General features: G+C 64.6%; 30 protein-coding genes and 1 tRNA gene. 14 read left to right on the top strand and 17 right to left on the bottom strand.

From position 1 onward, the window contains the following. Positions 1–3: 3 nt before the first annotated feature. The 6 genes from K6G35_RS01505 (at position 4) to pth (ending at position 4,239) form a co-directional block, all read left to right on the top strand. Entirely contained in the window at positions 4–618 is a 615-nt protein-coding gene (locus tag K6G35_RS01505) for an outer membrane lipoprotein LolB (protein WP_035881335.1), read from the top strand. Next, the gene (gene ispE, locus K6G35_RS01500) at positions 615–1,493 is read left to right on the top strand and encodes a 4-(cytidine 5'-diphospho)-2-C-methyl-D-erythritol kinase (protein ID WP_286881820.1); all 879 of its coding nucleotides are present in this window, start codon (positions 615–617) and stop codon (positions 1,491–1,493) included. The genes K6G35_RS01505 and ispE overlap by 4 nt, the downstream gene beginning before the upstream one ends. Positions 1,494–1,560: 67 nt before the next feature. Beyond that, positions 1,561–1,637 (top strand) — tRNA-Gln (locus tag K6G35_RS01495). A 95-nt stretch (positions 1,638–1,732) separates the two neighbouring features. After that, positions 1,733–2,686, top strand: coding sequence for a ribose-phosphate pyrophosphokinase (locus tag K6G35_RS01490; RefSeq protein WP_008650936.1), 954 nt, complete (start codon positions 1,733–1,735; stop codon positions 2,684–2,686). 170 nt (positions 2,687–2,856) lie between these two features. Then, complete coding sequence (locus K6G35_RS01485) at positions 2,857–3,468, top strand: 50S ribosomal protein L25/general stress protein Ctc (protein WP_008650935.1); 612 nt, start codon at positions 2,857–2,859, stop codon at positions 3,466–3,468. Between the two features lie 174 nt (positions 3,469–3,642). Next, entirely contained in the window at positions 3,643–4,239 is a 597-nt protein-coding gene (gene pth / locus K6G35_RS01480; RefSeq protein ID WP_008650934.1) for an aminoacyl-tRNA hydrolase, read from the top strand. Positions 4,240–4,360: 121 nt separating this feature from the next. On the opposite strand, the gene K6G35_RS01475 is transcribed toward pth, so the two are convergent. From K6G35_RS01475 to K6G35_RS01455, 5 genes are all read right to left on the bottom strand, one after another. Further along, positions 4,361–4,621, bottom strand: coding sequence for a YfhL family 4Fe-4S dicluster ferredoxin (locus K6G35_RS01475; RefSeq protein WP_008650933.1), 261 nt, complete (start codon positions 4,619–4,621; stop codon positions 4,361–4,363). Between the two features lie 66 nt (positions 4,622–4,687). Then, positions 4,688–5,173 (bottom strand): pantetheine-phosphate adenylyltransferase, encoded by a 486-nt coding sequence (gene coaD, locus K6G35_RS01470; RefSeq protein ID WP_008650930.1) that lies wholly within the window; start codon positions 5,171–5,173, stop codon positions 4,688–4,690. A gap of 211 nt (positions 5,174–5,384) precedes the next feature. After that, positions 5,385–6,017, bottom strand: a complete 633-nt coding sequence (rsmD, locus tag K6G35_RS01465; RefSeq protein ID WP_187192295.1) for a 16S rRNA (guanine(966)-N(2))-methyltransferase RsmD — start codon at positions 6,015–6,017, stop codon at positions 5,385–5,387. A 108-nt stretch (positions 6,018–6,125) separates the two neighbouring features. Then, entirely contained in the window at positions 6,126–7,490 is a 1,365-nt protein-coding gene (locus K6G35_RS01460) for a M16 family metallopeptidase (RefSeq protein WP_495676016.1), read from the bottom strand. Between the two features lie 8 nt (positions 7,491–7,498). Beyond that, entirely contained in the window at positions 7,499–9,013 is a 1,515-nt protein-coding gene (locus K6G35_RS01455) for a M16 family metallopeptidase (RefSeq protein WP_008650925.1), read from the bottom strand. A gap of 60 nt (positions 9,014–9,073) precedes the next feature. Between K6G35_RS01455 and ftsY the strand changes: the two genes are divergently transcribed. Beyond that, on the top strand, positions 9,074–10,336 hold the full coding sequence (gene ftsY / locus K6G35_RS01450; protein ID WP_035881333.1) for a signal recognition particle-docking protein FtsY: 1,263 nt from the start codon (positions 9,074–9,076) through the stop codon (positions 10,334–10,336). Between the two features lie 71 nt (positions 10,337–10,407). Here ftsY and maiA read toward each other — a convergent pair whose 3' ends face one another. Next, positions 10,408–11,055, bottom strand: a complete 648-nt coding sequence (gene maiA / locus K6G35_RS01445) for a maleylacetoacetate isomerase (RefSeq protein WP_008648898.1) — start codon at positions 11,053–11,055, stop codon at positions 10,408–10,410. Positions 11,056–11,059: 4 nt separating this feature from the next. Further along, on the bottom strand, positions 11,060–11,761 hold the full coding sequence (locus K6G35_RS01440; protein WP_008648900.1) for a fumarylacetoacetate hydrolase family protein: 702 nt from the start codon (positions 11,759–11,761) through the stop codon (positions 11,060–11,062). 173 nt (positions 11,762–11,934) lie between these two features. Here K6G35_RS01440 and K6G35_RS01435 point away from each other — a divergent pair, with 173 nt between their 5' ends. From K6G35_RS01435 to ybiB, 5 genes are all read left to right on the top strand, one after another. Beyond that, complete coding sequence (locus tag K6G35_RS01435) at positions 11,935–12,570, top strand: ANTAR domain-containing response regulator (RefSeq protein WP_008648901.1); 636 nt, start codon at positions 11,935–11,937, stop codon at positions 12,568–12,570. Between the two features lie 364 nt (positions 12,571–12,934). Then, positions 12,935–14,239: a CmpA/NrtA family ABC transporter substrate-binding protein gene (locus K6G35_RS01430; RefSeq protein ID WP_060784249.1), complete on the top strand. Its 1,305-nt coding sequence runs from the start codon at positions 12,935–12,937 to the stop codon at positions 14,237–14,239. A gap of 111 nt (positions 14,240–14,350) precedes the next feature. Beyond that, the gene (gene ntrB / locus K6G35_RS01425; RefSeq protein WP_008642695.1) at positions 14,351–15,220 is read left to right on the top strand and encodes a nitrate ABC transporter permease; all 870 of its coding nucleotides are present in this window, start codon (positions 14,351–14,353) and stop codon (positions 15,218–15,220) included. A 16-nt stretch (positions 15,221–15,236) separates the two neighbouring features. After that, entirely contained in the window at positions 15,237–16,040 is an 804-nt protein-coding gene (locus tag K6G35_RS01420; protein ID WP_008642694.1) for an ABC transporter ATP-binding protein, read from the top strand. Positions 16,041–16,138: 98 nt separating this feature from the next. Beyond that, entirely contained in the window at positions 16,139–17,128 is a 990-nt protein-coding gene (gene ybiB / locus K6G35_RS01415) for a DNA-binding protein YbiB (RefSeq protein ID WP_035881329.1), read from the top strand. Positions 17,129–17,168: 40 nt separating this feature from the next. Here ybiB and K6G35_RS01410 read toward each other — a convergent pair whose 3' ends face one another. Beyond that, positions 17,169–18,044 (bottom strand): pirin family protein, encoded by an 876-nt coding sequence (locus K6G35_RS01410; protein ID WP_008642692.1) that lies wholly within the window; start codon positions 18,042–18,044, stop codon positions 17,169–17,171. Positions 18,045–18,374: 330 nt separating this feature from the next. Here K6G35_RS01410 and rpoH point away from each other — a divergent pair, with 330 nt between their 5' ends. Then, complete coding sequence (gene rpoH, locus K6G35_RS01405; protein WP_495676015.1) at positions 18,375–19,310, top strand: RNA polymerase sigma factor RpoH; 936 nt, start codon at positions 18,375–18,377, stop codon at positions 19,308–19,310. A gap of 53 nt (positions 19,311–19,363) precedes the next feature. On the opposite strand, the gene K6G35_RS01400 is transcribed toward rpoH, so the two are convergent. From K6G35_RS01400 to K6G35_RS01380, 5 genes are all read right to left on the bottom strand, one after another. Beyond that, positions 19,364–19,978 (bottom strand): SCO family protein, encoded by a 615-nt coding sequence (locus K6G35_RS01400; RefSeq protein WP_017511741.1) that lies wholly within the window; start codon positions 19,976–19,978, stop codon positions 19,364–19,366. An 84-nt stretch (positions 19,979–20,062) separates the two neighbouring features. Continuing rightward, a complete protein-coding gene (cyoE, locus tag K6G35_RS01395) occupies positions 20,063–20,989 on the bottom strand; it encodes a heme o synthase (protein ID WP_080709663.1) in 927 nt (308 codons plus the stop codon). Between the two features lie 8 nt (positions 20,990–20,997). Then, a complete protein-coding gene (locus K6G35_RS01390; RefSeq protein ID WP_035881327.1) occupies positions 20,998–22,101 on the bottom strand; it encodes a COX15/CtaA family protein in 1,104 nt (367 codons plus the stop codon). 6 nt (positions 22,102–22,107) lie between these two features. Further along, positions 22,108–22,764 (bottom strand): SCO family protein, encoded by a 657-nt coding sequence (locus tag K6G35_RS01385; RefSeq protein ID WP_035881326.1) that lies wholly within the window; start codon positions 22,762–22,764, stop codon positions 22,108–22,110. A gap of 7 nt (positions 22,765–22,771) precedes the next feature. After that, positions 22,772–23,533: an SURF1 family protein gene (locus K6G35_RS01380; RefSeq protein ID WP_495676014.1), complete on the bottom strand. Its 762-nt coding sequence runs from the start codon at positions 23,531–23,533 to the stop codon at positions 22,772–22,774. Positions 23,534–23,590: 57 nt separating this feature from the next. On the opposite strand from K6G35_RS01380, the gene K6G35_RS01375 reads away from it, so the two are divergent. Continuing rightward, entirely contained in the window at positions 23,591–23,800 is a 210-nt protein-coding gene (locus K6G35_RS01375; protein ID WP_008642681.1) for a twin transmembrane helix small protein, read from the top strand. Between the two features lie 100 nt (positions 23,801–23,900). Here K6G35_RS01375 and K6G35_RS01370 read toward each other — a convergent pair whose 3' ends face one another. The 4 genes from K6G35_RS01370 to K6G35_RS01355 all read right to left on the bottom strand — a co-directional run bounded on the left by K6G35_RS01370 (position 23,901) and on the right by K6G35_RS01355 (position 25,868). Continuing rightward, a complete protein-coding gene (locus tag K6G35_RS01370) occupies positions 23,901–24,761 on the bottom strand; it encodes a cytochrome c oxidase subunit 3 (protein ID WP_008642679.1) in 861 nt (286 codons plus the stop codon). A 97-nt stretch (positions 24,762–24,858) separates the two neighbouring features. Beyond that, a complete protein-coding gene (locus K6G35_RS01365) occupies positions 24,859–25,086 on the bottom strand; it encodes a DUF2970 domain-containing protein (protein WP_008642678.1) in 228 nt (75 codons plus the stop codon). A 2-nt stretch (positions 25,087–25,088) separates the two neighbouring features. Beyond that, positions 25,089–25,640, bottom strand: coding sequence for a cytochrome c oxidase assembly protein (locus tag K6G35_RS01360; RefSeq protein ID WP_234706935.1), 552 nt, complete (start codon positions 25,638–25,640; stop codon positions 25,089–25,091). 81 nt (positions 25,641–25,721) lie between these two features. Next, complete coding sequence (locus K6G35_RS01355) at positions 25,722–25,868, bottom strand: cytochrome oxidase small assembly protein (protein ID WP_017511745.1); 147 nt, start codon at positions 25,866–25,868, stop codon at positions 25,722–25,724. Between the last annotated feature and the right edge of the window lie 22 nt (positions 25,869–25,890).

The raw sequence follows: 25,890 nt of genomic DNA, 5'->3' as shown, positions 1-25,890 counted from the left end.
AACATGCTCCGATCCCGTCGATTGGCCCTGCTCTGCCTGGCCACACCGCTCTGGCTCGCCGCGTGCGCCAGCGTCGCACCAACGCGCGGCTTCGATGCCGGCGAAACCGCCGCCAGCCAGCTTTACACCGGCCGGTTCTCCGCCAACTACGTCCGCTACGGCCGCAACGAAGGCGTGCAGGGCAGCTTCCGCTGGCAGGAACAAGGCCGCAACGTGCGGCTCGATCTCGTTTCGCCGCTGGGCCAGACGCTGGCCATCGTCACGGCGACCCCATCCGGGGCCACGCTCGACCTGCCTAACGAGGCGCCGCGCAATGCGCCCGAGGTCGACAGCCTGATGGAGCAGGCGCTCGGATTCTCGCTGCCGGTATCTGGCATGCGCGACTGGCTGCATGGCCGCGCCGCGCCGGGCATACCATCGAACATCACGCGCGACGCGAACGGCCGCCCCGACACCCTGCGGCAGAGTGGCTGGACCGTGCGCTACCTAGCCTGGCAGGACACGCCCGAGAACGCCACGCCCACGACCACGCTGCCCCGCCGTATCGACATGGCACGCGATGGCAATGAATCGCCGCTGTCGGTGCGGCTCGTAATCGACCCGGAGAACAAAGAATGACCGTCGGCACGGCCCTGCCGCCACCGGAGCTGCGCAACTGCCCGGCCCCAGCCAAGCTCAACCTGTTCCTGCACGTGACCGGCCGCCGCCCCGACGGCTACCACACGTTGCAGACCGTGTTCCAGCTCATCGACTGGTCTGACACGCTGCACTTTCATCGCCGTGACGATGGCGTGATCACGCGTGTTACCGACATCCCCGGGGTGCCGGCCGATACCGACCTCGTCGTGCGCGCGGCCCGCGCATTGCAGGCGGCCGGCGGCACGCGTTTCGGCGTGGACATCGCCATCGACAAGATCCTGCCCATGGGTGGCGGCATCGGCGGCGGGTCGTCCGACGCCGCGACCACGCTGCTGGCGCTGAACCACCTGTGGGGCGTGAACCTGCCGCGCACAGAACTGATGCGCATCGGCCTTTCGCTCGGCGCGGACGTGCCCGTGTTCGTGTTCGGCCAGAACGCGTTCGCCGAAGGCGTGGGCGAGGAGTTGACGCCAGTGACGCTGCCCGACAGCTGGTTCGTGGTCATCCATCCGCGGCAACATGTGCCGACCGCAGCAATATTTTCGGACGAACGCTTGACAAGGAATTCTCCAATCTCTATAGTTGCGGACTTCGCTGCTTGCACAAACAAATTCGCTTTCGGTCGCAACGATCTGGAAACGATAGCAACAGCGAAGTTCGGCGAAGTTGCCCGAGCCCTTGAGTGGCTGAAAAATTACAGTCCACAAGCAAGGATGACCGGTTCCGGAGCCTGCGTATTTGCCCGCTTTGAAGACGAGCAGACTGCGCAGAGAGTGATGGAAAGGTTGCCATCTGAATGGGATGGCAGGTGTGTGAAAAATTTGTCACATCACCCGCTCGCAACGTTCGCGTAGCAGGTTTTCGCCTGGCGATGTACTGACGGTTTAAAGTCAGCGCAACGACAGACGTTAAAGGTTGTGTAGGGGAGTCGCCAAGTTGGTCAAGGCACCGGATTTTGATTCCGGCATTCGAAGGTTCGAATCCTTCTTCCCCTGCCATTACTTCCTATAGTGTCCAGAGCGGACATGCAGAAATTCGCTGCCGGCATTGCCGGTGGCGCAAAGCCCCCCCAGTAGCAAGACAGGTGCCCCGAATGAGCGTCGAAGGCTTGATGGTATTTACCGGCAATGCCAACCCTAAACTCGCGGAGGCTGTCGTACAGCACCTCGGCATTCCGCTCGGCAAGGCTCTGGTCGGCCGTTTCTCCGACGGTGAAGTCCAGGTAGAAATCCAGGAAAACGTTCGCGGCAAGCACGTCATCGTGCTGCAGTCGACCTGCGCGCCGACCAACGACAACCTGATGGAACTGATGGTGATGGTCGACGCGCTCAAGCGCGCTTCGGCACGCAGCATCACCGCCGCCATGCCCTACTTCGGCTATGCCCGCCAGGATCGCCGCCCGCGTTCGGCGCGCGTGGCCATCTCGGCCAAGATCGTGGCCAACATGCTGGAAGTGGCCGGCGTGGAACGCGTGCTGACGATGGACCTGCACGCTGACCAGATCCAGGGCTTCTTCGATATCCCCGTCGACAACATCTACGCATCCCCGGTCCTGCTTGGCGATCTGCGCGAGAAGAACTACGGCAATCTGCTGGTAGTGTCTCCGGACGTTGGCGGCGTGGTGCGCGCCCGTGCGCTGGCCAAGCAGCTCGACTGCGACCTGGCCATCATCGACAAGCGTCGCCCGAAGGCCAACGTGTCCGAGGTGATGAACATCATCGGTGAAGTCGCCGGCCGCAACTGCGTGATCATGGACGACATGATCGACACCGGCGGCACGCTGTGCAAGGCCGCGCAGGTGCTGAAGGAACGTGGCGCCCAGAAGGTATTCGCGTACTGCACGCACCCGGTGCTGTCGGGTGGCGCGGTTGCCCGCATCGCCGCGTCCGCGCTGGACGAAGTGGTGGTGTGCGACACGATCCCGCTGTCCGACGAAGCCCGTCAGACCGGCAAGATCCGTCAGGTCACGACCGCCCCGCTGCTGGCCGAGACCTTCACCCGGATCGTCCGGGGCGACTCGATCATGTCGCTGTTCGCCGACGCCTGATCGACACTGGTTGGGACGGTACTGGCAGATACCTGCTAGAATATTTGGCTTTACTGCGTTGGCCGCCTGAAAGGGCGGCCAACGTGATTCAGGCGGCGCAATCACTTGATGCGCGCCGCTAGTCGAGGCTGTCTGGTCGCGGACAGCCTTCTTCACATTTGGAGTTAAAAATGAAAGTTATCGCTTTCGAGCGTAGCGTACAGGGAACGGGTGCGAGCCGCCGCCTGCGCAATTCGGGCAAGACCCCCGGCATCATCTACGGCGGCGCCGCCGAACCGAAGATGATCGAACTGGATCACAACGCGCTGTGGCACGCCCTGAAGAAGGAAGCCTTCCACTCGTCGATCCTGGATCTGGAAGTGGCTGGCAAGTCCGAGAAGGCTCTGCTGCGTGCGTTCCAGATGCACCCGTTCAAGCCGCTGGTGCTGCACGTTGACTTCCAGCGCGTGTCGGCCTCCGAGAAGATCCACGTGAAGGTGCCGCTGCACTTCATGAACCAGGAAACCGCTCCTGGCGTGAAGCTGGGCCACGGTATCGTCAGCCACATCCTGAACGATCTGGAAGTGTCGTGCCTGCCGGCCGACCTGCCCGAGTTCATCGAAGTGGATCTGGCCGCAGCCGAGCTGAACCAGACCATCCACCTGTCGGACCTGAAGCTGCCGAAGGGCGTGACCGCCATCACCCACGGCGACGAAAACCCGGCCATCGCCAGCATCACGCTGCCGGCTGGCGCTCAGTCGTCGGAAGCTGCCGAAGGCGGCGAAGAAACGCCCGCTGCCTAAGCGTCTTCGCGCCAGATGCCATAGCGGTCTCGCAACCGCTGGCGCATCAAGAAAGACCGCCGGTTCGCCGGCGGTTTTTTTTCGCGCGGCTTTTTCGTGCGCTTTTTCGCGTATCCTGTGTCGCGTTCCACGGTGCCCTCAGGCGTCCGATTTACCGCATTCCGTTCTCAACGCATGATCAAGCTCATCGTCGGCCTCGGCAATCCCGGGGCGGAGTACGAAGCCACCCGGCACAACGCCGGCTTCTGGCTTGTCGACCAACTCGCCCGCATGGGTGGCACAACCCTGCGCGTGGAAAGCCGCTTTCACGGCCTGGCTGGCCGCGCCCGTTTGTGGGATCAGGATGTCTGGCTGCTCAAGCCTTCCACGTTCATGAACCGCTCTGGCCTTTCCGTGGTGTCGCTGGCGCGCTTTTACAAGATCCTGCCCGACGAGATCGTGGTCGCCCATGACGAAATGGATCTGCCCGCCGGCTCGGCCAAGCTCAAGCGCGGCGGTGGCTCGGGTGGCCATAATGGCCTCAAGGACATTTCAGCGCACCTGACTACCCAGGACTACTGGCGTCTGCGCATCGGCGTCGGCCATCCGCGCAATGCGCCGGGCGGCACGGCCGGCGGCCGCGAGGATGTGGTCAATTTTGTGCTCAAGCCACCACGCAAGGAAGAACAGCAAGCGATCGACGAAGCGATCGACCGCTGCATCGGCCCGCTGGGCACGCTTGCGCGCGGCGAGAGCGAGCGCGCGATGATGGAACTGCACACGGGCCGCTAGCACGCGCCCCGACAGCCGGCTCCAAAGAAAAAACCCCGCAAACCTGACGGTTTCGCGGGGTTTCTCTTTTCTGCTCTTGCCTGTGGGGGCCGGAACGATAGCAGCCGGACAAAAGATCCGGTCAGGCCACGTGCTTGGCTGCCGTGAGCAGCCGATAGCGTTGCATCAGCACCTCGTGCGTTTCGACGTGGTTCGGGTCTTTCGGAATACACGCCACAGGGCATACCTGCTGGCACTGCGGTTCGTCGAAATGGCCGACACACTCGGTGCACTTGCCGGGGTCGATCTCATAGATCTCGGGCCCCATCGAGATGGCTTCGTTCGGGCACTCAGGCTCACAAACGTCGCAATTAATGCAGTCGTCGGTGATCATCAGCGCCATGATATTTCCTTCCTGCGATCCGCCCGCGCCCGACTGGCCACGGAGACGGCATCGAAGGCCTCTATTCTATTCGGCTTTGCCGATCTTCTCCTGAAGCCAGCGCTCCACGGAGGGGAAGACGAACTTGCTGACGTCGCCACCCAGCACCGCGATTTCACGCACGAACGTGCCCGAAATGAACTGATACTGGTCCGAAGGGGTCAGGAACATCGTCTCGACGTCCGGCAGCAGGTAACGGTTCATGCCCGCCATCTGGAACTCGTACTCGAAGTCGGAGACGGCTCGCAGGCCGCGCACGATCACGCGCGCGTTGTTCTTTCGGACAAAGTCCTTGAGAAGTCCCGAGAATCCCTCTACACGCACATTCGGGTAGTGGCCAAGCACCTCGCGCGCGATACCGATACGCTCCTCGAGCGAGAAGAACGGCCGCTTGTTGGGGCTTTGCGCCACGCCAACCACGAGTTCGTCAAAGATATTCGACGCACGGCGGACGAGATCCTCGTGTCCCCGGGTCATGGGATCGAATGTACCGGGATAGACGGCGACGACCATGTTTCCTCCTTTGGGCTGCCCGTTGCCGGCCCACAAATCAGCGAGGCCGAGTCAATGTGATTCTTGCTGCGTGACGGGCGTTGAACAAACAACAGCGGCGTAGTGTAACCCCAAACGGGGCAATTGGAAGTCCATCAGACCGCATTTCTGCCGCGCCGCAGCAGGCCCGCAAACCCTTGTCTGGCATACCAAAGAGGTCGTACGACCCAGGTCAGCCAGCGCCGTTGGCGAGGCGATGCTGCAGCAGGTGGAAATGCACCGCCCCCGCGCGCGCCTGGCGAATGATCTCCAGGGACGCCGGTATCGGCGCATCGGGGCCGATCAGCGCACGATCCGTTTCGACGTAGATGGCTCCCCCCGGACGTGACAGACGCGCCGCGTGTTCGAGCGCCGGCCCGAGCCAATCTTCGGCGAAGGGCGGGTCCAGGAATACCACGTCGAAGCTGGCCGCCGGCATCTGCGCGGCTGCGGCGAAGGCGTCGCTGTGGATGATCTTCACCTGCGAGGCATCGAGCCGGTACTGGTTGTCACGGAGTTGGCGCACCACGTGCGGGTTGGCTTCGACCAGCGTCACGGCACTGGCCCCCCGCGACGCTGCCTCGAAGCCGAGCGCGCCCGAACCGGCGAACAGGTCGAGGCAGGTCAGGCCGGACAGGTCCTGGCCAAGCCAGTTGAACAACGTTTCGCGCACACGGTCAGGCGTCGGACGAAGCCCTTCGGTTTCGAGCACCGGCAGCAGCGATCGCTTCCAGCGCCCGCCGATGATGCGCACCTGGGTGGGGGACTTGCGGGGAACAGAAGTTCGCCCGCGCGGTGCGGGCGAAGGTCGGGATTGCGAATTCATCCCGTGATTGTAGAGCCTGCCACGCGCCTGCACAGCAAGGTCGGCCGCCGCAGCGGGTGGCCCGGCCCACACATGGGCGCCAGACCACCCGAAATCACGTGCGACGCATCACTTTTCCGGGCCGCCGACGATCACCGTCGCCATGGCGTCCGGATGCACATGTCGCTGGAATGCGGCGCGCACCTGTTCACGCGTGACCTTGTTGATCTGGCTCGTCCACGTGTCCAGATAATTCAGCGGGAGGCCATACCAGCCGATATTGGCCACGTTGGTCAGTAGCTTGCGGTTGCTGTCGATGCGCAGCGGGAAACCATTGACCAGGTTGTCCTTGGCCGCGCGCAGTTCGACATCCGTGGGGCCCTCCGCCACATACTTCGCGACGATCTCGCGCACCAGCGCCAGCGCCTCGTTGGTGTTTTCCTTCTTGGTCTGCAGCGAGACACTGAACGGCCCCGGCTGCTTGGACGGCGCGAAATAGCTGTCCACGCCGTAGGTGAGTCCGCGCTTCTCGCGAACCTGATCGGTCAGGCGCGAGCTAAAGCCGCCGCCACCGAGCACGTAGTTGCCGACCAGCAACGGGAAGTAATCCGGATCGCCGCGCGCGATGGCGGGCTGCCCGAGCGCCACGCTGGCCTGCTGGGCCGGATGGGGAATCCGCTGCTCGCTGGCCGGGATCGTCATCTGCACGTCTGGCATCGTCGGCGGCGCCGCGCCGGCAGGCAAGCCACGCGTCAGCTCCTCGGCGATCTGTTCGGCCTGTTTGCGGTCGATCGCGCCGATCAACGTCACCACGGCGCGCTTCGCCGTGTAGTTGTCCTGCCAGAATTTGACCAGGTCGTCATGCGTGATCGACCCGACAGTTTCGGCCGTGGCCGATACGCCATATGGATGATTCGGGTAGATCGCCTTCGACAGCTTCTTGTCCGCGATCACGCCCGGCCGTGTGTCGCCCTCGCGGATTGCCGTGATCAGGCGCTGCTTTTCGCGTGCCACCACGGCGTCCGGATAGGTCGGCGCCTTGATTAACTGAGCTGCCAGACGCAGTGACTGCTCACGTTCCGGCGAAGCCGTCAGTGTGCGCAAACCGATGCCGCCACGGTCGCCGCCCGCCGCGCCACCGAAATCGGCGCCGGTATCGGCAAAGGCATCGGCGATCTGCGCCTCGTTGCGTGCAGGCTGGCCATCCTGCGCGCCGGCGCCCTTGTCGAGCAGCGCCGCGGTCAGCGTGGCAAGGCCGGCCTTGCCGGGCGGGTCATACCGGCTGCCTGCGTCGAAGTCGATATTGACGTCGAGCATCGGGATCGACGGGCTCGGCACGAAGAACACCTTCGCGCCCGTGGAGGCCGTCCAGCTTTCGATTGGGATGGCTGCGTGAGCAACAGCGCTGGCCAGCAGCGCCGCTGTCCCGAAGGCCGCGCCGGCAAGCCGGCGCAACAGGCGCGGAGACGCAATCGTCATAACAGACAAGGACATTGTTGCTCCTAGTGACGCAGGCCTTCGGGGACCGGGGTCTTGGGCTTGTTGGGGTCGATCGGCTGCGGCAGAAGCGTGGCCACGGTCAGGTTGTCGTCGCTGAAATACTTGGCGGCGACGGCCTGCACCTGGGCCGGCGTGACTTCCTTGATCTTGTCGAGCATGCGGTCGATCTGGCGCCAGGAGATGTCAGAGATTTCCGCCACGCCGATTTCCATGCCCTGCCCGAACACCGAGTCACGCTTGTAGATCTGGCCTGCCACGACCTGGGCCTTGACGCGCTTGAGCTCTTCCTCGGACACGCCGCTCTTGGCGATGCGCTGGATCTCCTCGCGCAGCGCGGCCTCGATCTCTTCCGTGGTGTGGCCGTTGGCGGGCGTGCCGTCGAGCACGAACAGCGAGTCCGCGCGGTTGATGCTGTCGTAGCCGACGTTCACGTCGTCGGCCAGTCGCCGCTCGCGCACGAGTTCACGTGTCAGACGCGCATTGTCGTAGCCGTTCAGCACGGCGGACAGGACTTCCAGCGCGTACGGATCGACATCCTTTTCCACGTCGCGCAGGCGCGGCACCTTGTAGGCCATCACCATGTAGGGATTCTCGGCGGGCGCCTTGACCCAGATGCGCTTGATGCCCTTCTGCGGCGCCTCGATCTGCGTCTTGCGCAGCGGCAGCGGATGCGATTTCAGCTTGCCGTAGTAGCGTTCGGCCAGCGCGCGAACCTCATCCGGCTTGACGTCGCCCGTCACGATCACCATGGCGTTGTTGGGCACGTACCAGGTCTTGTACCAGTCGTGCACGTCCTCGACCCGCATGTTGACGAGGTCGTCCATCCAGCCGATGACCGGGTGCCGGTACGGCATCGCCGTGTAGACCGTGGCCAGCAACTGCTCGTAGACGGTGCCGCGGGGGGAATCATCGGTGCGCAGGCGACGCTCTTCCATCACCACCTTCATCTCTCGCTCGAACTCTTCCTTCTTGAAGATGAGGTTGGCCATGCGGTCGGCCTCGAGCTCCATCATCTTCGGCAGGTATTGCTTGGAGATCTGCTGGTAGTAGAGCGTGAAGTCGCGGTTGGTCAGGGCGTTCTCGCGGCCGCCCAGCAGGGCGATCTGGCGCGAGAACTCACCCACCGGTACCTTCGGCGTGCCCTTGAACATCATGTGTTCGAGCATGTGGGCTACGCCGGTGGTGCCGCTGACCTCGTCGAATCCGCCCACGCGGTAGAAGATCATATGGGCCACCGTGGGCGCCCGATGGTCTTCCTTGACGATCACGCGCAAGCCATTGGACAGGCGGAATTCGGTCGTGCCGGCCTGGGCCTGGCCGACTGTCGCCGTGGGCTGGGCTGGTGGTGGCCCCTGTCGTGGCGAGGCAGACGTGGCGGCACTGGGCGCTTCGCCTGGGGTCTGGGACCACGCAGTGCCGGCTAGGGGGCCGATCAGGGAAGCAAGGATGAGAGAAGAAAGAATACGCCGCGGAAATTTCGCGACACCCGCTCCGGACACGTCAGCGCAATGGTTCATGCGACCCCGTCTGCTAGAATTTTGCCGATTGATTCTACCGGGGTATTGACCCCTTTCCCAATGTTTAGTTTCTGGAAGAAGCGCAAGGCCGAGCCGGCTCCCGAACCGGTCGAGCCGCCCGCGGCCGCCCCCACACCGGCGCCTGCTCCCGCGCCGGCCCCGCTTCCCGCCCCCACCCCGGCTGCGGCACCTGCGGTAACCCCTGTCGCCCCCCCTGTAGCGGTACCCGTTGCAACTCCGGTTTCAGCCCCGGTTTCAACACCGGCGCCGGCTCCAACGCCCGCCCCGGCGCCCGTCCATGTGGCGCCACCCGTGGCACCACCGGTCGTGCCGCCCGTGGCGTCGGCTCCGCCTCCGGCCAGCTATACGCCGCCGGTCATCGAGGAACTGGAGCTAACCCCGCCGCCCGCGCAAACCGCGGAAGCCAAGCGCGGCTGGATGTCGCGACTGCGTGCCGGCCTGTCGAAGACCAGCCGCAACATCGGCGTGCTGTTCGTCGGCGTCAAGGTCGACGAGGCGCTGTTCGAGGAACTGGAAACGGCGCTGCTGATGGCCGATGCCGGCGTGGAGGCCACCGAGTATCTGCTGGGCGAACTGCGCCGCCGCATCAAGAATGATCGTATTGAAACGGCCGAAGGTGTGAAAGCCGCGCTCAAGGACCTGCTGACGCAGCTCCTCAAGCCGCTCGAGAAGACGATGGAACTGGGCCGCGAGCAGCCGCTGGTGATGATGATTGCCGGCGTCAACGGCGCGGGCAAGACCACCAGCATCGGTAAGCTCTGCAAGCATTTCCAGTCCTATCACCAGTCCGTGCTGCTGGCCGCCGGCGACACGTTCCGCGCCGCCGCGCGCGAACAGCTCACGATCTGGGGCGAGCGCAACAACGTGACCGTGGTGGCCCAGGAAAGTGGCGACCCAGCCGCCGTGATCTTCGATGCCGTCAACGCGGCGCGCGCGCGCAAGATCGATATCGTGATGGCGGATACCGCTGGCCGCCTGCCCACGCAGCTTCACCTGATGGAGGAACTCAAGAAGGTCAAGCGCGTGATCGGCAAGTCAATGCCGACCGCACCGCATGAGGTGCTGCTCGTGATCGACGCCAATACCGGTCAGAACGCACTGGCCCAGACACGCGCGTTCGATGACGCGCTCGGCCTGACCGGCCTGATCGTGACCAAGCTCGACGGCACGGCCAAGGGCGGCATCCTGGCCGCGATCGCGCGCCAGCGTCCGGTACCGGTGTACTTCATCGGCGTGGGCGAGAAGGTCGAGGACCTGCAGCCGTTCAAGGCGGACGAGTTCGCCGAGGCGCTGCTGGGCTGAGTCCTGCTGGCACGCAAAAACAAAAACCCCGGTGATGACACCGGGGTTTTTGTTTCTGGCAACGCTACCGATTACTCGCTGTCCGGCTGCGCCCCTGGCGCGGCCTTCTGGAACGCGTCTACCTCCATGCAAGTGGCATGGATCTTCGCGATCGTCGGGAAGCGGCTCACATCGACATTGAAGCGCTGCGCGTTGAATACCTGCGGCACCAGGCAGCAGTCGATCAATGTCGGCGTATCGCCGAACGCAAAGCGACCCACACGCCCCAGTTGCGACAGATTGACTTCGAGCGAGGCAAACCCCTGTTCGATCCAGTGGCGGTACCACGCATCCTTGGCCTCCTCCGACACCTTGAGCTCGTGCTTGAGGTACTTGAGCACGCGCAGGTTGTTGAGCGGATGGATCTCGCAGGCGATTTCCTGAGCCAGGCCGCGCACGACCGCACGCTCGAACGGGTCCTTCGGCAGCAGCGCCGGCTCCGGATGGGTTTCGTCGAGATACTCGATGATCGCCATCGACTGGATCAGGGGCCTGCCATCGACCACGAGCGTCGGCACCACGCCATCGGCATTCAGCGCGCGATACTCGGGCTTCAGCTGCATGCCGCCTTCCCTCAGCAGATGCACACCCTTGTAGTCATAGGGCAAGCCCTTCAGGTTCAGCGCGATACGCACCCTGAACGACGCCGAGCTACGGAAGTAACTATGGAGCTCGAGCATTGCCTCACACCACCTTGACGGTCAGATCGCCCACACCTTCGATGTGGCATTGCATGACGTCGCCCTTCACTACCGGGCCCACGCCTTCAGGCGTGCCGCTGTAGATCAGGTCGCCCGGCTGCAGTTCGAACAGCTTCGACAGGTACGACACCATTTCAGGCACCGACCAGATCAGATCCGACAGGTCGCCACGCTGCTTCTCCACGCCATTGACGGCCAGCGTCACGGCGCCCTTTTCCGGGTGGCCGATAGCCGAGACCGGCACGATCGGGCCGATCGGTGCGGACTTGTCGAATGCCTTGCCGGTTTCCCAAGGGCGGCCGGTTTTCTTCGATTCGTTCTGCAGGTCGCGGCGCGTCATGTCGAGGCCGATGGCATAGCCGAAGACATGGCTGGCGGCCTGCTCGACCGGGATGTCGCGGCCGCCCTTGCCGATGGCGACAACCAGCTCCACCTCGTAGTGGCAATTGCCCGTGCCCGGCGGGTACGGGAAGGCGCCCTCGACGTTGTCGGCCACGTAGCTGACCGCGTCGGACGGCTTGCAGAAGAAGAACGGCGGTTCACGGTCGGGGTCCGAACCCATTTCACGGGCATGGGCGGCATAGTTCCGGCCCACGCAGTAGACCCGGCGCACAGGGAAACTTGCGCTGCCACCACGCACGGGAACACCGACGGGGGCTTGCGGCGCGAAGACGAATTCGGTCATCCAACTCTCCAGCTTTCTCTTTTTGATGGAACGCCGCACCCGGTGTCGTGTCCGGTCGTGCCCAGTCGGGTGGGCCGCGGCAGGGGCAAAGGATACACCTTGAATACGGTGGCATACAGTGGAAGCAGACCCGGCGCGAATCTTGCATATTGCACCGCAACCAAGCGCCCTCCATGACCCGTCGCCATCCGCCCCCTTCCGCCGTAGCACCGCCAGCCACCACGAGCCGGAGCCTGCGCATCCTGCTGGTTCGTGATCCGCACGAGGCCGATCCGCTCAACGTGGAGACGATCCGCGCCGGTCTGGCGCAGGCAGGCTTCACCGAGGTGCAGACGGTCGATGCGGACCTGCGCCTGCCGGACACCATTGCGGCCAGCCAGCCGGACCTGGTCATCATTGCCTCCGAATCGGCCGCGCGCGACACCATCGAGCATGTCTGCGTCTCCACCCAGCATGCGCCGCGCCCGATCGTGCTGTTCACGGATAACGACGACGCTCAGCGCATCAAGGCCGCCCTGTCGGCCGGTATCACCGCCTACATCGTCGACGGCCTGCGTGCGGAACGGGTGAAGACGGTGCTCGATGTGGCCTACGCCCGCTTCCAGCTGGACCAGCAGCTACGCGCCGAACTCGACGCCACCAAGCTCAAGCTGGCCGAGCGCAAGACGGTGGAGCGCGCCAAGGGCCTGCTGATGCAGGCACGCGGCATCAGCGAGGACGAAGCCTTCAAGCGACTGCGCTCGATGGCTATGGAGCGCGGTATCCGGCTCGTGGATGCCGCACAGCGCGTGATCGATGTGATGGCCTGATCGCTCGGCGCTTGCGGGCGCGGCACACGGAAGCGTTGCACGGCACGTCGTTGGTGCGTTGCACAAGACTGGCGCGGCGCCATTCCCCGGCGGCGCATCCCGACAGTGAAACGGGCACCACCGGCCCCGCCATTTCCCTTCCGGCACCCCAAAAAGCGCTGGCATAGCGCTTGCGTTACCCAAGACACGGCCAACGACGGCCGCGCATCACCCGGAAGCACCTCACAACATGTGTGCCCGCGATCAACGTCGACCGCGAGGCATCGGACAACGGCGTCCTGAACCCCGCCCCGAACGCTGGCCTTCCTGGCCAGGTGTCCGGGCCGGGGATCGGGACGCCTTTTCTCTTTCTGGAGCGTATCGCATGCCCTCTCGCCTCAAAGTCCTGAAGCCCCAGCGCGCCAACGACACCGCTGCCGCGGATGCCGCCCCCGCCTGCCATGGTCGCCGCCGCGCGCTGGCCACCATCGCCGGCGCCAGCGTGATGACGCTGGTCGATCCGCTGGTGCGCAGCGGCGCGTGGGCCGCCGGCTCCGATGCGCCGGAAAAGCCCGAGGTCAGGATCGGCTTCATTCCGCTGACCGATTGCGCGTCGGTGGTGATGGCGTCGACGCTGGGCCTGGACAAGAAGTACGGCATCAAGATCACGCCGAGCAAGGAGGCTTCGTGGGCTGGCGTGCGCGACAAGCTGGTCAATGGCGAGCTGGACGCCGCGCACGTGCTGTACGGCCTGATCTACGGCGTGCAGCTCGGCATCGGCGGGCCGAAGAAAGACATGGCCGTGCTGATGAACCTGAACCACAACGGCCAGGCCATCACGCTGTCCTCGAAACTGGCGGAAAAGGGCGTCAAGGATGGCGCGAGCCTGAAGGCGCTGATGTCCAGGGAAAAGCGCGATTACGTGTTCGCGCAGACCTTCCCGACCGGCACCCATGCGATGTGGCTCTACTACTGGCTGGCCGCCAACGGTATCGATCCGATGCGGGATGCCAAGGCCATCACAGTGCCGCCGCCGCAGATGGTGGCCAACATGCGCGTGGGCAACATGGATGGCTTTTGCGTCGGTGAGCCTTGGGGCGCGCGCGCGATCGCCGACAAGATTGGCTTCACCGCCGAAACCACGCAGGCGATCTGGAAGGACCACCCGGAGAAGACGCTGGGCACCACGGCCGAGTTCGTGCAGAAGTACCCGAACACGGCGCGCGCGATGGTGGCCGCCGTGCTGGATGCATCGAAGTTCATCGACGCTTCCGCATCCAACCGCCGCAAGACCGCCGAGACAATCGCCGCCAAGTCCTACGTGAACACGGATATGGACATCATCCTGGACCGGATGCTGGGCCGCTACAGCAACGGTCTGGGCAAGACCTGGGACGACCCCGATTCGATGAAGTTCTACCAGGACGGCCTGGCGAACTATCCGTTCCTTTCGGACGGCATGTGGTTCCTGACCCAGCACAAGCGCTGGGGGCTGCTGAAAGAGCATCCGGACTATCTGGCCGTGGCCAAGCAGGTAAATCGCATCGACATCTACAAACAGGCCGCTGCCGCCGCGCAGGTGCCGTTACCGAAGAGCGACTTCCGCACCGCCAGGCTGATCGACGGCGTGACGTGGGATGCCACCAAGGACCCGAAGGCCTACGCCGACGGATTCAAGATCAAGGCCTGACGCGCCGCACGGACCGGCCCGGTCGGTCCTGCCCCATCCAGCCCCCATCCACACGAACAGGAGCTTGCCGTGAATGCTCTCGCCCAGTCATCGCCGGAAGGCGCCACGCCCATGAATCCGGAGGCCGCCGATCCGGACGCCAAGGAACAGTCGCGCCGCCGCGCGCAGGAGATCGCCGCACTGGAGCAACGCGCCGCGCGCCGCGACGCGTTTGCCGCGTTCGTACTCAAGTGCGTGCCGCCACTGATCGGCTTCGCGTTGTTGGTGCTGGTGTGGCACGGCATCGCCACGCTGATCCCGTCGATCCCGACACCTGGCGCCACGTGGAACGCCGCGGTGCCGCTGTTCGCCGATCCGTTCTATCGCAATGGGCCGAACGACCAGGGCATCGGCTGGAACGTGCTGGCGTCGCTGGCGCGCGTGGCGGCGGGCTTTGGCCTGGCCGCGGTCGTCGGCATTCCAGCCGGCTTCCTGTTGGGGCGCTTCGCGTTCCTGAACGCGATGGCGTCGCCCGTCATCAGCCTGCTGCGTCCGGTATCCCCGCTGGCCTGGCTGCCGATCGGCCTGCTGCTGTTCAAGGCCGCCAATCCCGCCGCGATCTGGGCAATCTTCATCTGCTCGATCTGGCCCATGGTCATCAATACCGCCGTGGGCGTGACCCGCGTGCCGCAGGACTACCTGAACGTGGCACGCGTGCTCGACCTGTCCGAGTGGAAGATCTTCCGGCACGTGCTGTTTCCTGCCGTACTGCCGTACATGCTGACCGGCGTGCGGCTGTCGATCGGCACAGCGTGGCTCGTGATCGTCGCCGCGGAAATGCTCACGGGCGGCACCGGCATCGGCTTCTGGCTCTGGGACGAGTGGAACAACCTCAAGGTCGAGCACATCGTGATCGCGATCTTCATCATCGGCGTGGTGGGCCTGGTGCTCGAGCACCTGCTGCTGGCCCTCGCCCGCCGCTTCAGCTACGGCAACACCTGATCCGGAGACGACCACCATGGAAAAGTTCGTCAGCATCGAAAATGTCGGGCAGACCTTCAAGACGCGCAAGGGGCCGTTCGTGGCGCTGCGCGATATCGACCTGTCGATCGCGGAAGGCGAGTTCGTGACACTGATCGGGCATTCGGGCTGCGGCAAGTCCACGCTGCTGAACCTGATCGCCGGGCTGACCGCGCCGACGACCGGCGCGCTGATCTGCGCGGGACGCGAGATCGCCGGCCCCGGCCCGGAGCGGGCCGTGGTGTTCCAGAACCACTCGCTGCTGCCCTGGATGACGTGCTTCGAGAACGTCCATCTGGGTGTGGAGCGCGTGTTCGGCCGAAGCGAGACACCGGCGCAACTCAAGGCGCGCACGCACGACACGCTGGCCCTGGTGGGCCTGACCCACGCAGAAAGCAAATATCCGCACGAGATCTCGGGGGGCATGAAGCAGCGAGTGGGCATCGCCCGGGCGCTGGCGATGCAGCCGAAGGTGCTGCTGATGGACGAGCCATTCGGCGCGCTCGACGCGCTCACGCGTGCCCATCTGCAGGACGCGTTGCTGAAGATCGTTGCGCGCACCAGGAGCACCGTGGTCATGGTCACGCACGACGTGGACGAGGCCGTGCTGCTGGCGGATCGTATCGTCATGATGACCAACGGGCCGGCGGCGACCATCGGCGAGATCCTGCGCGTCGACATCCCGCGCCCGCGCGACCGTGTGACGCTGGCCGACGACAAGACCTTCCACGCGTGCCGCACCGCCGTGCTCGACTTCCTGTATCGCAAGCAGCGCAATCCGGCGTTGGAGGAAGCCGCCTGATGCGTACCCGGCGCGGGGATCATGATTGACTCACGGCATTGGGAGAAGCGGCGAGCCTCCGCTATCATGAACCCCAACCCCACGATCCCCGCTGCATCATGACCTCTGCATCCCGCGCGCCATTTCCGGCGGCCAAGTACATCAAGGAAATCGGACGAGGCGTCAATGGCGCCCGCGCGCTGCCGCGTGAAGACGCCCAGGCACTGTTCGATGCCATGCTCGCCGGTCGTGTGTCCGATCTAGAGTTGGGCGCCGTGTTGCTGGCCTATCGCATCAAGGGCGAAGCACCACACGAACTGGCCGGCATGCTGGACGCCGCGCACGATCACTGCGCGCCGCTGGCCGCGCCGGCCGACAAACCCGTGGTGGTGATTCCAAGCTACAACGGCGCACGCAAGCAACCGAACCTGGTGCCGCTGCTGGCGATGCTGCTGGCGCGCGATGGCGTGCCGACGCTGGTCCACGGCATTCGCGAATTTCCGGGCCGCGTCACCAGCATGGCGCTGTTCGAGGCACTGGGCGTGCCGCTATGCGCCACCGCGCAGTCCGCGGAGACGCAGCTTGGCGCGGCATCGAATCCGCTGGCCGCGCTGCCGATCGACGTGCTGTCGCCCGCGCTGTCGCAACTGCTCGACAAGCGCGCGATCATCGGCCTGCGCAATTCGGCGCACACGGTCGTCAAGATGCTGCAACCGGTGGGCGGACACTCCCCTGCCGAGGCTTTGCGGCTCTACAGCTACACCCACCCCGAGTATCGGGAAACGCTGACCGAGTATTTCTCGCACGAACCCGCCAACGTGATGCTGGCCCGGGGTACCGAGGGGGAAGTCGTGGCCGACGCGCGCCGCAGCGGCCGTATCGACTGGCTGCACGACGGCCATCAGCGCACGATGGTCGATCCAGTCGGCGGTTCGATCGCGGATGTGCCCGAACTGCCGCAGGGCACGGACATCGCCGAGACGGCCGCGTGGATTCGCAAGGTGCTGGATGGCGCGGAACCGGTGCCCGCGCCGGTTGCCACCCAGGTGGCGGCGATCAAGGCGTGCCTGACGCAGGCCACGCGGGTGACCTGGGCCAGCCCGCTGTAACACCTCCCGCTACAGGATGCAGGATGGCCCGCCAGCGCGATCAGGGCCGGCGCGGCGGCAGCGGAATGCGCTCCGTCTCGCCCGGGACGTGCGGGAACTGGTCGTCCTGCCAGCGCTGGGCGGCCTCTTCGATCGCTTCCTTGCTGCTTGCCACGAAATTCCAGTAGATGAAACGCCGTCCGTCCGTCGGATCGCCGCCAAGCAGCATCACGCGCGAGGGCATCGTCGCCTTGATCGTCACGGGCTCGCCTGGTACCAGCACCACCAGATGCTCGGCCGGCAGCGTCTCGCCATCGACCTCCAGATTGCCATCGACCGGATAAATGCCACGCTGGACGTGTTCGGCGGGGATCACAAGGCTTGCGCCGGCATCCATCTCGATCGCCACATAGAGCGTGCGGCTGTAGACCTTGACCGGCGACTCGGCGCCGAAGGCATCGCCCGCGATAACGGTCATCCGCACGCCGGGCAGTTCGAGCTTGGGCAGCGTAGCGCCCGGATGGTGGTGGAACGAAGGCGGATCATTCTCATGCGCCTTAGGCAGGGCTACCCAGGTCTGGATGCCGTGCAGGTGCGGTCCGGCCGAGCGCGCGCCGTCCGGCGAGCGCTCCGAGTGCGTGATGCCACGCCCGGCAGTCATCCAGTTCACGTCGCCGGGCCGAATCACCTGCTCGCTGCCGAGGCTGTCGCGATGCATGATCTCGCCTTCGAACAGATACGTGACTGTCGCCAGTCCGATATGAGGATGTGGGCGCACATCCATGCCCGCGCCGGGCTCCATCTCCACCGGCCCCATGTGATCAAAGAAGATGAATGGCCCGACCGCTTGCGTCGTAGCGGCGGGCAGCAATCGGCGGACGGTGAACTCGCCGATGTCTCGCACATGAGGCTTCAGCAAGTGTTCGATAGCAGACATGTGGGGCTCCTGGGGATGCGTCTGAAAAACGACTTCAGTGTAGCGAATCCTGCAATACACCATCCCGAAATCGCTGCGAAACCGAATCGGGGCTGCCCCCTCTAACAACAGTGCTCCGAGAGCGCTGCCCGCCAGGCCTTGTCAGGCTTGGGCTGGGCCACTATAAGGCGACACCAGGCTATCCAGAAGATTTTTCCGATTGCCTGGAACTATCAACCCTATAGACCTTCTAACTTAGCACTCGTCCGGTTCGAGTGCTAATATGCGTTGCAATGCGGTGTCCCTTCGGGACACACCGGCAACCCACCGCCGGATGCGAAAGGAGTCATAGTGAACGCAGTCCTGTCTGCCGATCAAACCCAAGTTACCCACCGTCTGCCCACGGCGCCCCAGAATGCCGCCGCGAATGCCTTCGCACTGACCTTCCCCGGCACACTGGGCAATCTGGACAGCTACATCCAGGCTGTCCACCGCATCCCGATGCTCACCCCCGAGGAAGAGCTCAGCCTGGCTCGCGACCTGCGCGACAACGACTCAGTCGATGCCGCCCGCCGCATGGTGATGTCGCACCTGCGTCTGGTGGTCTCCATTGCCCGGCAGTACCTGGGATACGGCTTGCCTCACGCCGACCTGATCCAGGAAGGCAACATCGGGCTGATGAAGGCCGTCAAGCGCTTCGACCCCGAACAGGGCGTGCGCCTGGTGTCGTACGCGATGCACTGGATCAAGGCCGAGATCCACGAATACGTGTTGAAGAACTGGCGCATGGTCAAGGTGGCCACCACCAAGGCCCAGCGCAAGCTGTTCTTCAACCTGCGCAGCCACAAGCAGGGCTCGCATACCTTCACGCCCGAGCAGATCGAAGCCGTTGCGCGCGAGCTCAACGTCAAGCCCGAGGAAGTGATGGAGATGGAAACCCGCATGTCGGGCGGCGATATGGCGCTGGAAGGCCAAATCGAGGACGGCGAGGAAGAGTTCGCGCCGATCGCCTACCTTGCGGATAACCACAACGAGCCGACGCAGGTGCTGGAAGCCAAGCGCCACGACCGTCTGCAGGTCGAAGGCCTGGAAGAGGCGCTGACGAAGCTGGACCCGCGCAGCCGCCGCATCATCGAGGCCCGCTGGCTCGACGTCAACGACGATGGGTCGGGCGGCGCCACGCTGCACGAACTGGCCGACGAGTTCGGTGTATCCGCCGAGCGGATTCGCCAGATCGAATCGGCGGCAATGAAGAAGATGAAGGGTGCGCTGGCGGCATTCGCCTGAGACCACGCTCCCCGCATTGAAAAAGGCCGGTCATTCGACCGGCCTTTTCTTATTTACGACATCAGCTGCTTGAGGTCATGCGCGATCGGCTCCGGCCCCTGGCCGTGGCGAATGAACAGCCGCAACTGGCCGTTCTGGTCAAACACGTAGCTGCCGGCCGAGTGATCCATCGTGTAGTTGTCCGGCGACGAACCCGGCACCTTGGCGTAGTAGACCTTGAAGTCCTTGGTCACCTTCTTGAGCGCGGCCTCGTCGGCCGGGCGCAGGCCCAGGAAGCGCGAGTCGAAGGCCGGCACATACTGGGCCATCAGCGCCGCCGTATCGCGTTCCGGATCGACGGTGACGAACAACACCTGCACCTTGTCCGCATCGGGCCCCATCTGCTCCATCACCTGCTTGAGCTCCACCATCGTGGTCGGGCACACGTCCGGGCAATGGGTGTAGCCGAAGAACATCAGCACCACCTTGCCCTTGAAATCGGCCAGCGTGCGGGTCTTGCCGGTGGGGTCCAGCAGCGCGAAGTCCTTGCCGAACTCGGTGGCGCCCGAGATATCGACGTTGCGGAAGGACGGCTTTGGTTGCCCACAGGCGGCCAGCAGGGCCGTGCAGAGCGCGAGCAGACAAAAGCGGCGGAATGCGGCCCAAAGGCCTTGGGAAGAGGTCGACATGCGCAAGAATCGGGAGGAGTTGCCCGAAAGTATCGCCGATTGGGCCGGCGATGACTTCCGGGCGCGGCAAGATGCCGCAGGTTGTCAGACCTGCGGCACGAACTTGAAGTAGTGATCCACTAGCAGCGCCGCGAACAGCAGCGACAGGTACAGGATCGAATAACGGAAGGTGCGCTGCGCGAGGCCATCCGAGTAGTTGCGGTACAGCTTCCAGGCATAGCCCAGGAACACCAGGCCCAGCGCCAGCGCCGCCGCAAGGTAGATGTAGCCGCTCATGCCGTACACGAACGGCAGCAGCGTGGCCGCGATCATGATCAGCGTGTACAGCAGGATATGCAGCAGCGTGTAGCGCTCGCCGTGCGTGATCGGCAGCATCGGCAGGCCGGACTTGGCGTAGTCGGCGCGGCGGTACAGAGCCAGCGCCCAGAAGTGCGGCGGCGTCCAGGTGAAGATGATCAGCACCAGGAACCAGGCCTCGGCAGGCACCGTTCCCGATACCGCGGACCATCCTAGCGCCGGGGGCATGGCGCCCGACAGGCCACCGATCACGATGTTCTGCGGCGTCGCCGGCTTCAGCAGGATCGTGTAGACGACGGCGTAGCCAAGGAACGTGGCGAAGGTGAGCCACATTGTCAGGTCGTTGGCGAAGACGTGCAGCAGCCACATGCCGGCACCGCCCAGCACGGCCGAGAAGATCAGCGTCTGGGTGGTGGTGATCTCGCCTGTGGCCGACGGGCGCCACGCGGTGCGGCGCATCAGCGCGTCGATCTTCTGTTCCACCAGGCAGTTGATGGCGAAAGCCGCGCCGGCCAGCAGCCAGATACCAGCCGCGCCACCGATCAGCACCGACCACGGCACCATGCCCGGGGTGGCCAGGAACATGCCGATGATGGCGCAGAACACGGCGAGTTGGGTCACCCGCGGCTTCGTCAGCGCGGCGTATTGGCGGGCCAGATGGCGTAATCGGCCCACGGAGGATTGGGAGTGGGTAGCAGTTACCACGGGGGGCATCTTGTCCTTCATGTGGCGCGCGCGGCAATCGAGGGTTGCGTGGCGGCGCCGGCGGAGCGAGTGGCGAGGCCGATATTGTAGTTGAGACGGAGCAACAACATCAGCAGCAGGGCTGCTCCGCCGTTATGGGCCACCGCCGCGACCAGCGGCCAGTCGAAAACGATGTTCGACATGCCGGTGCACAACTGCAGCGCCAGCACGACCAGCAACCACCGCGCATGCCGCGCCAGCCCTTCCATCCGGCGCGCGCGCAGCGCGAACCAGAGCAGGAAACCGAGCACGACGAAGGCGAAGCCACGGTGGACCCAGTGGATAGCCACCAGCGCCGCGTGCGGAATGTAGTCGCCGTCGGCCGTCATGCCGAGCTGGCGCCACAGCGTGAAGCCATGGCGGAAGTCCATCTCTGGCACGAGTTGGCCGTTGCAGAGCGGAAAATCGGTACAGGCCAGCACCGCGTAGTTGGTGCTGACCCAGCCGCCCAGGAAGATCTGAACGACCAGCAGCACCAGGGCCAGCAGGCCGGCCCAGCGCAGCGAAGCCGCCTGTGGCGCCACGACATGCGGCGGTTCGTTACGCGACCCGAGCAGGATCAGCGACGCCAGCAGCGCCATCGCCAGCAGCAGATGGGTGACGACGATGATCGGTTGCAGCTTCATCGTCACGGTCCACATACCGAACGCGCCCTGCAGGCAGACCAGCAGGAACACGCCGGTGGCGAACCACGGCGACTGCTTCAGTTCGCGGCGCTTGACCCATGCCAGCACCATCAGCGAGATGATCAGCACACCGACCGCCATGGCGAAATAGCGATGGATCATCTCGATCCACGCTTTCATCAGCGTGACCGGGCCGCTCGGGAGCGCCGTTTGCGCCGCGCGAATCGGCTCCATCGCCGCATGCGGGTTCGAGTGGCCGTAGCAGCCGGGCCAGTCGGGGCAGCCGAGGCCAGAGTCGGTCAGCCGGGTGAAGCTGCCGAACATGATCAGGTCCAGCGTCAGGAACGCCGTGATCCAGACGAGCTTGCGATATTTGTCGCGATTGCCGCGCACCATCACGTAGGACAGGGGCAGCAGCGCAATCAGGATGCCAATGATGGCCAACTGAAGCAGCATGGGAATTCAGCCAATACGGGAATACTTCAGCAGCTTCTTCAGGTCGCTGCTGATCTTCTTGGGGTCGGGGTCCTTCGGCCAGCGCATCATCAGGTTGCCGAGCGGATCGACCAGATAAATTGCATCCTCCGCGCGCGCGCCGTCCTCGGCCGGCAGCCATTGGGCAATCGTGGCCCGGTCCATGCGCAGGAAACGCACGCCCGCATAAGGTTCGTTGTAGGCGGCGGCGAGCCGGTCGTCCACATCGCCCCGGTCCTGGATCAGCCAGACAGGCACGATCCGCTCGCGGTCCTCGCCCTGTCCGACGCGGATCTGGCGCACCGTGAACAGTTTCTTCGCGCATATCTCGTCGCAGGCGGACGGGTCGGTCATCACCATCAGCCACTTGCCGCGCATGGACGCGAGCGGCACCGACTCGTTGCGCTCATTAGTCACCTGCACGGGCGGCATGGGCCGTTGCGGGTCGATCAGCACGCCGTAGTTGGTGCTGCCGCCGGTCGGTTTGATCACGTAGTACGTGAAGTACGAAAAGAGTACGGGCGATGCGCAGACCAGCAGCAGCATCAGCATCTGCAGGCGGCCGCGGCGCGTGCGCGCGTCGATGCGGGGGTCCGGCGAAGCCGTGGGATCTGGCTGCGGCATGGCGTTCGTCTGTGCGTTCATCGTTCGTTTATAGGTTTCCATTGCCGTCTGCCCGGTCCAGCCGGGCGCGCCGCCAGCCGAGCACGGCCACCAGTACCAGCGTCGACACAGCCAGCCCGAACCACTGGGCGGCGTACCCGTAGTGTCGGTCCGCGCCGAAATCGGCCGGGGCCCAATCGCGGGCCAGTCCGTCTCCGGCATCGCCCGATTGTTCTACCACCACCGGCAGGAGTGACGCCTCGATCTCATGAGAAAAAGCGGCAAGGTCGATATTCTGACGGATCTTGCGTCCGGCCTCCGCGGAAGCATCCTGCCCGAGGCTGTAGACGCGCGGCACAGCGGCCAGCGCCGTGCCTTCGACTGTGACTTCCCCCGTGGGCGTCGGGAACGGCGCGATGCGCGTGCGGTCCTGCGCATCGCGTGGCAGCCAGCCTCGCAGCACCAGCACGCTGCCACCGTCCGCCAGGCGCAACGGCGTGAGCACGAGGAACCCCGCACGGCTGTCAGTACCGTTGCCGTGCGGACGATTGTCGAGCAGCACGGTCTTGTCCGCGTCGAACGTACCGCGCGCGCGCACGCGGCGCTCGACCAGTTGTGCGGCATCGGTCTGGCCCGCGCGCAGTTCGACAGGCGCCTGCTTCGCCAGCGTAGCCAGCCGCTCCGCACGGTCGATCTTTTCATGCGCGCGGCGCAGTTGCCAGTTGCCGAGCGCGCAGGTGACGACGATCACCACGAGCGCGGCCACCATCGGCACCGTGCCCGGCGAACGCCAGAGCGTGCGGGTCGTCACGGGTTCCCTCCGGGCATCGCAGTGCGATAATGGGCGCTTCGCAGAACGGGCCCCCACATGCGCTTCGTCATCCTTGTCGCCTTCATCCTGATCATTGGCAGCCTGGCCTCCGCGCTGTTCTTCATGATGCGCGACCGTGGCCGCACGCCCAACATGATGCGTTCGCTGATGTTCCGCGTCGGCTTCTCGGTGGCGCTGTTCCTGTTCATCCTGTTCTCGCACTGGATGGGCTGGATCCAGAGCACGGGCATCCATACGTCGCCCTGACAGGCATCCTCGCGAAAAAAAGCGCCGCCGAGATTTCTCTCCCGCGGCGCTTCGCTTTCTTCGATACCGCACGCCGCCCGCAGGCGGCGCGGCGAAATCCTTACAGCCAGTAGACCACCACGTACAGGCCCAGCCAGACCACGTCCACGAAGTGCCAGTACCAGGCTGCGCCTTCGAACGCGAAGTGATGCTCCGGCGTGAAATGGCCCTTCAACACGCGGATCAGCACCACCGTCAGCATGATCGCACCCATCGTCACGTGGAAGCCGTGGAAGCCAGTGAGCAGGAAGAACGTCGAACCATAGACACCCGAAGTCAGCTTCAGGTTCAGTTCGCTGTAGGCGTGCATGTACTCATAGGCCTGCAGGCACATGAAGATCGCGCCCAGCAGGATCGTCAGGACCAGGCCCTGAATCAGCTGGCTGCGCTTGCCGGCCAGCAGCGCGTGGTGCGCCCAGGTCAGCGTGACGCCCGAGGTCAGCAGCAGCGCCGTGTTGATGGTCGGGATCGGCCACGGGCCCATCGTCTGGAAGTCTTCCACGGTGCCGGCAGGGCCCATGTTCGGCCACACGGCCGCGAAGTCCGGCCAGATGATCTTGTTGTTCAGGTCGCCCAGCCACGGCATGGCGATGGTGCGCGCGTAGAACAGGGCGCCGAAGAACGCCGCGAAGAACATCACTTCGGAGAAGATGAACCAGCCCATCGACCAGCGGAACGAAGTGTCGATGTTCTTGCCGTACATGCCGCCTTCGGATTCGCGGATGGCGTCGCCGAACCAGCTCTTGAGCACGAAGAGGAACCACAACAGGCCGAAGCCGCACAGGTACGGCGCCCACGGTTGCCCGTTGACCCAACCCGCGGCTCCCGCGCCGGTCATCAGCAGGCCGAATGCCGCCGTGATCGGATGGCGCGACGGGCCCGGCACGAAGTAGTACGGGGCGTTTGCGCGATTCGCACTCATTCTTCTATCTCCAGCTCAGAGTCTCTAATGGTTATTCGCCAGATCCGCTTCGCTTCGGTTGCCAGCGGCTCTGTCCTTTTTCCCTGCTAGTTTCCTGCTACGACTGACTCACCACGGCGCGCACCACCAGGATCAGCACCGTCACGAACACTGCCGCCGCGATCAGCCCGGCGATGATCACGTGCACCGGGTTCAGCCGCGCCATGTCGGACTCATGCTCCGACCCCTTGCGCAGCCCGATGAACGACCACAGCACCGCGCGCACCGTCTGCGCGAAGGACGCCTTGCGATGCACCGGATCCACCGAATCGTCGCGGTTGGTCATCGTCAGCTCCCCTTCTGCACCGGGGCCTGCTCATCCTGCGGCGCCTGCGCCACCGGCGTGCCCACCTCGAAGAACGTGTACGACAGCGTGATGGTCTTCACGTCCTTAGGCAGCTTCGGGTCGATCACGAACACCACCGGCATCTCGCGCGCCTCCTTCGACTTGAGCGTCTGCTGCTTGAAGCAGAAGCACTCGATCTTCTTGAAGTACTCGGTGGCCTGCTTCGGCGCGTAGCTCGGAATCGCCTGCGCCGAGATGTCCCGCGATTGCCCGTTGGCCACCTCGTACACGATCGTCGTCAGCTCGCCCGGATGCACTTCCATCGAATGCTTCACCGGCCGGAATGCAAACGGCCCGCGCGCGTTGGAATCGAACTCGACCGTGATCGTGCGGCTCGTGTCCACCTGCGAGTTCTTCAACGCCGACCCGCCATACAGATCGCGCGTGGTCAGCACATTGATACCGGTAACCTCGCAGATCGCCTTGTACAGCGGCACCAGCGCGTAGCCAAAGCCGAACATCAGCGTCACCACTACCAGCAGGCGCAACATCATGCCGCGGTTGAAACGCTTCTCGATTGCCTTGTCCTGCCCGTCCACGCGTCTGCCTCCTACTTCATCGTTCTCATCGGGACATCAGCCGCCAAGGAACACCATCTTGGCAAAGAATCCCAGAAAGAAGACCACCACGATCGAGAGCAATATCCAGCCAAGACGGCGGTTGGCGGCCCGCTGGGCGGCCTTGCGATCCTGCGGCGATGGGCTTGTTTCCGAGGGCTGCATGAGCATCTGGTTAGCGGGCCGG

This window comes from Cupriavidus sp. HY129 (genome assembly GCF_059492215.1).
The sequence above is the reverse complement of the archived record's forward strand: the minus strand, read 5'-3'. Positions and strand labels throughout refer to the sequence as shown.

Bases quoted from the DNA above. Each gene is read 5' to 3' on its own strand.
- K6G35_RS01505 (WP_035881335.1), top strand. From the start codon at position 4: ATGCTCCGATCCCGTCGATTGGCCCTGCTCTGCCTGGCCACACCGCTC.
- ispE (WP_286881820.1), top strand. From the start codon at position 615: ATGACCGTCGGCACGGCCCTGCCGCCACCGGAGCTGCGCAACTGCCCG.
- K6G35_RS01490 (WP_008650936.1), top strand. From the start codon at position 1,733: ATGAGCGTCGAAGGCTTGATGGTATTTACCGGCAATGCCAACCCTAAA.
- K6G35_RS01485 (WP_008650935.1), top strand. From the start codon at position 2,857: ATGAAAGTTATCGCTTTCGAGCGTAGCGTACAGGGAACGGGTGCGAGC.
- pth (WP_008650934.1), top strand. From the start codon at position 3,643: ATGATCAAGCTCATCGTCGGCCTCGGCAATCCCGGGGCGGAGTACGAA.
- K6G35_RS01475 (WP_008650933.1), bottom strand. From the start codon at position 4,621: ATGGCGCTGATGATCACCGACGACTGCATTAATTGCGACGTTTGTGAG.
- coaD (WP_008650930.1), bottom strand. From the start codon at position 5,173: ATGGTCGTCGCCGTCTATCCCGGTACATTCGATCCCATGACCCGGGGA.
- rsmD (WP_187192295.1), bottom strand. From the start codon at position 6,017: ATGAATTCGCAATCCCGACCTTCGCCCGCACCGCGCGGGCGAACTTCT.
- K6G35_RS01460 (WP_495676016.1), bottom strand. From the start codon at position 7,490: ATGTCCTTGTCTGTTATGACGATTGCGTCTCCGCGCCTGTTGCGCCGG.
- K6G35_RS01455 (WP_008650925.1), bottom strand. From the start codon at position 9,013: ATGAACCATTGCGCTGACGTGTCCGGAGCGGGTGTCGCGAAATTTCCG.
- ftsY (WP_035881333.1), top strand. From the start codon at position 9,074: ATGTTTAGTTTCTGGAAGAAGCGCAAGGCCGAGCCGGCTCCCGAACCG.
- maiA (WP_008648898.1), bottom strand. From the start codon at position 11,055: ATGCTCGAGCTCCATAGTTACTTCCGTAGCTCGGCGTCGTTCAGGGTG.
- K6G35_RS01440 (WP_008648900.1), bottom strand. From the start codon at position 11,761: ATGACCGAATTCGTCTTCGCGCCGCAAGCCCCCGTCGGTGTTCCCGTG.
- K6G35_RS01435 (WP_008648901.1), top strand. From the start codon at position 11,935: ATGACCCGTCGCCATCCGCCCCCTTCCGCCGTAGCACCGCCAGCCACC.
- K6G35_RS01430 (WP_060784249.1), top strand. From the start codon at position 12,935: ATGCCCTCTCGCCTCAAAGTCCTGAAGCCCCAGCGCGCCAACGACACC.
- ntrB (WP_008642695.1), top strand. From the start codon at position 14,351: ATGAATCCGGAGGCCGCCGATCCGGACGCCAAGGAACAGTCGCGCCGC.
- K6G35_RS01420 (WP_008642694.1), top strand. From the start codon at position 15,237: ATGGAAAAGTTCGTCAGCATCGAAAATGTCGGGCAGACCTTCAAGACG.
- ybiB (WP_035881329.1), top strand. From the start codon at position 16,139: ATGACCTCTGCATCCCGCGCGCCATTTCCGGCGGCCAAGTACATCAAG.
- K6G35_RS01410 (WP_008642692.1), bottom strand. From the start codon at position 18,044: ATGTCTGCTATCGAACACTTGCTGAAGCCTCATGTGCGAGACATCGGC.
- K6G35_RS01400 (WP_017511741.1), bottom strand. From the start codon at position 19,978: ATGTCGACCTCTTCCCAAGGCCTTTGGGCCGCATTCCGCCGCTTTTGT.
- cyoE (WP_080709663.1), bottom strand. From the start codon at position 20,989: ATGCCCCCCGTGGTAACTGCTACCCACTCCCAATCCTCCGTGGGCCGA.
- K6G35_RS01390 (WP_035881327.1), bottom strand. From the start codon at position 22,101: ATGCTGCTTCAGTTGGCCATCATTGGCATCCTGATTGCGCTGCTGCCC.
- K6G35_RS01385 (WP_035881326.1), bottom strand. From the start codon at position 22,764: ATGAACGCACAGACGAACGCCATGCCGCAGCCAGATCCCACGGCTTCG.
- K6G35_RS01375 (WP_008642681.1), top strand. From the start codon at position 23,591: ATGCGCTTCGTCATCCTTGTCGCCTTCATCCTGATCATTGGCAGCCTG.
- K6G35_RS01370 (WP_008642679.1), bottom strand. From the start codon at position 24,761: ATGAGTGCGAATCGCGCAAACGCCCCGTACTACTTCGTGCCGGGCCCG.
- K6G35_RS01365 (WP_008642678.1), bottom strand. From the start codon at position 25,086: ATGACCAACCGCGACGATTCGGTGGATCCGGTGCATCGCAAGGCGTCC.
- K6G35_RS01360 (WP_234706935.1), bottom strand. From the start codon at position 25,640: ATGATGTTGCGCCTGCTGGTAGTGGTGACGCTGATGTTCGGCTTTGGC.
- K6G35_RS01355 (WP_017511745.1), bottom strand. From the start codon at position 25,868: ATGCAGCCCTCGGAAACAAGCCCATCGCCGCAGGATCGCAAGGCCGCC.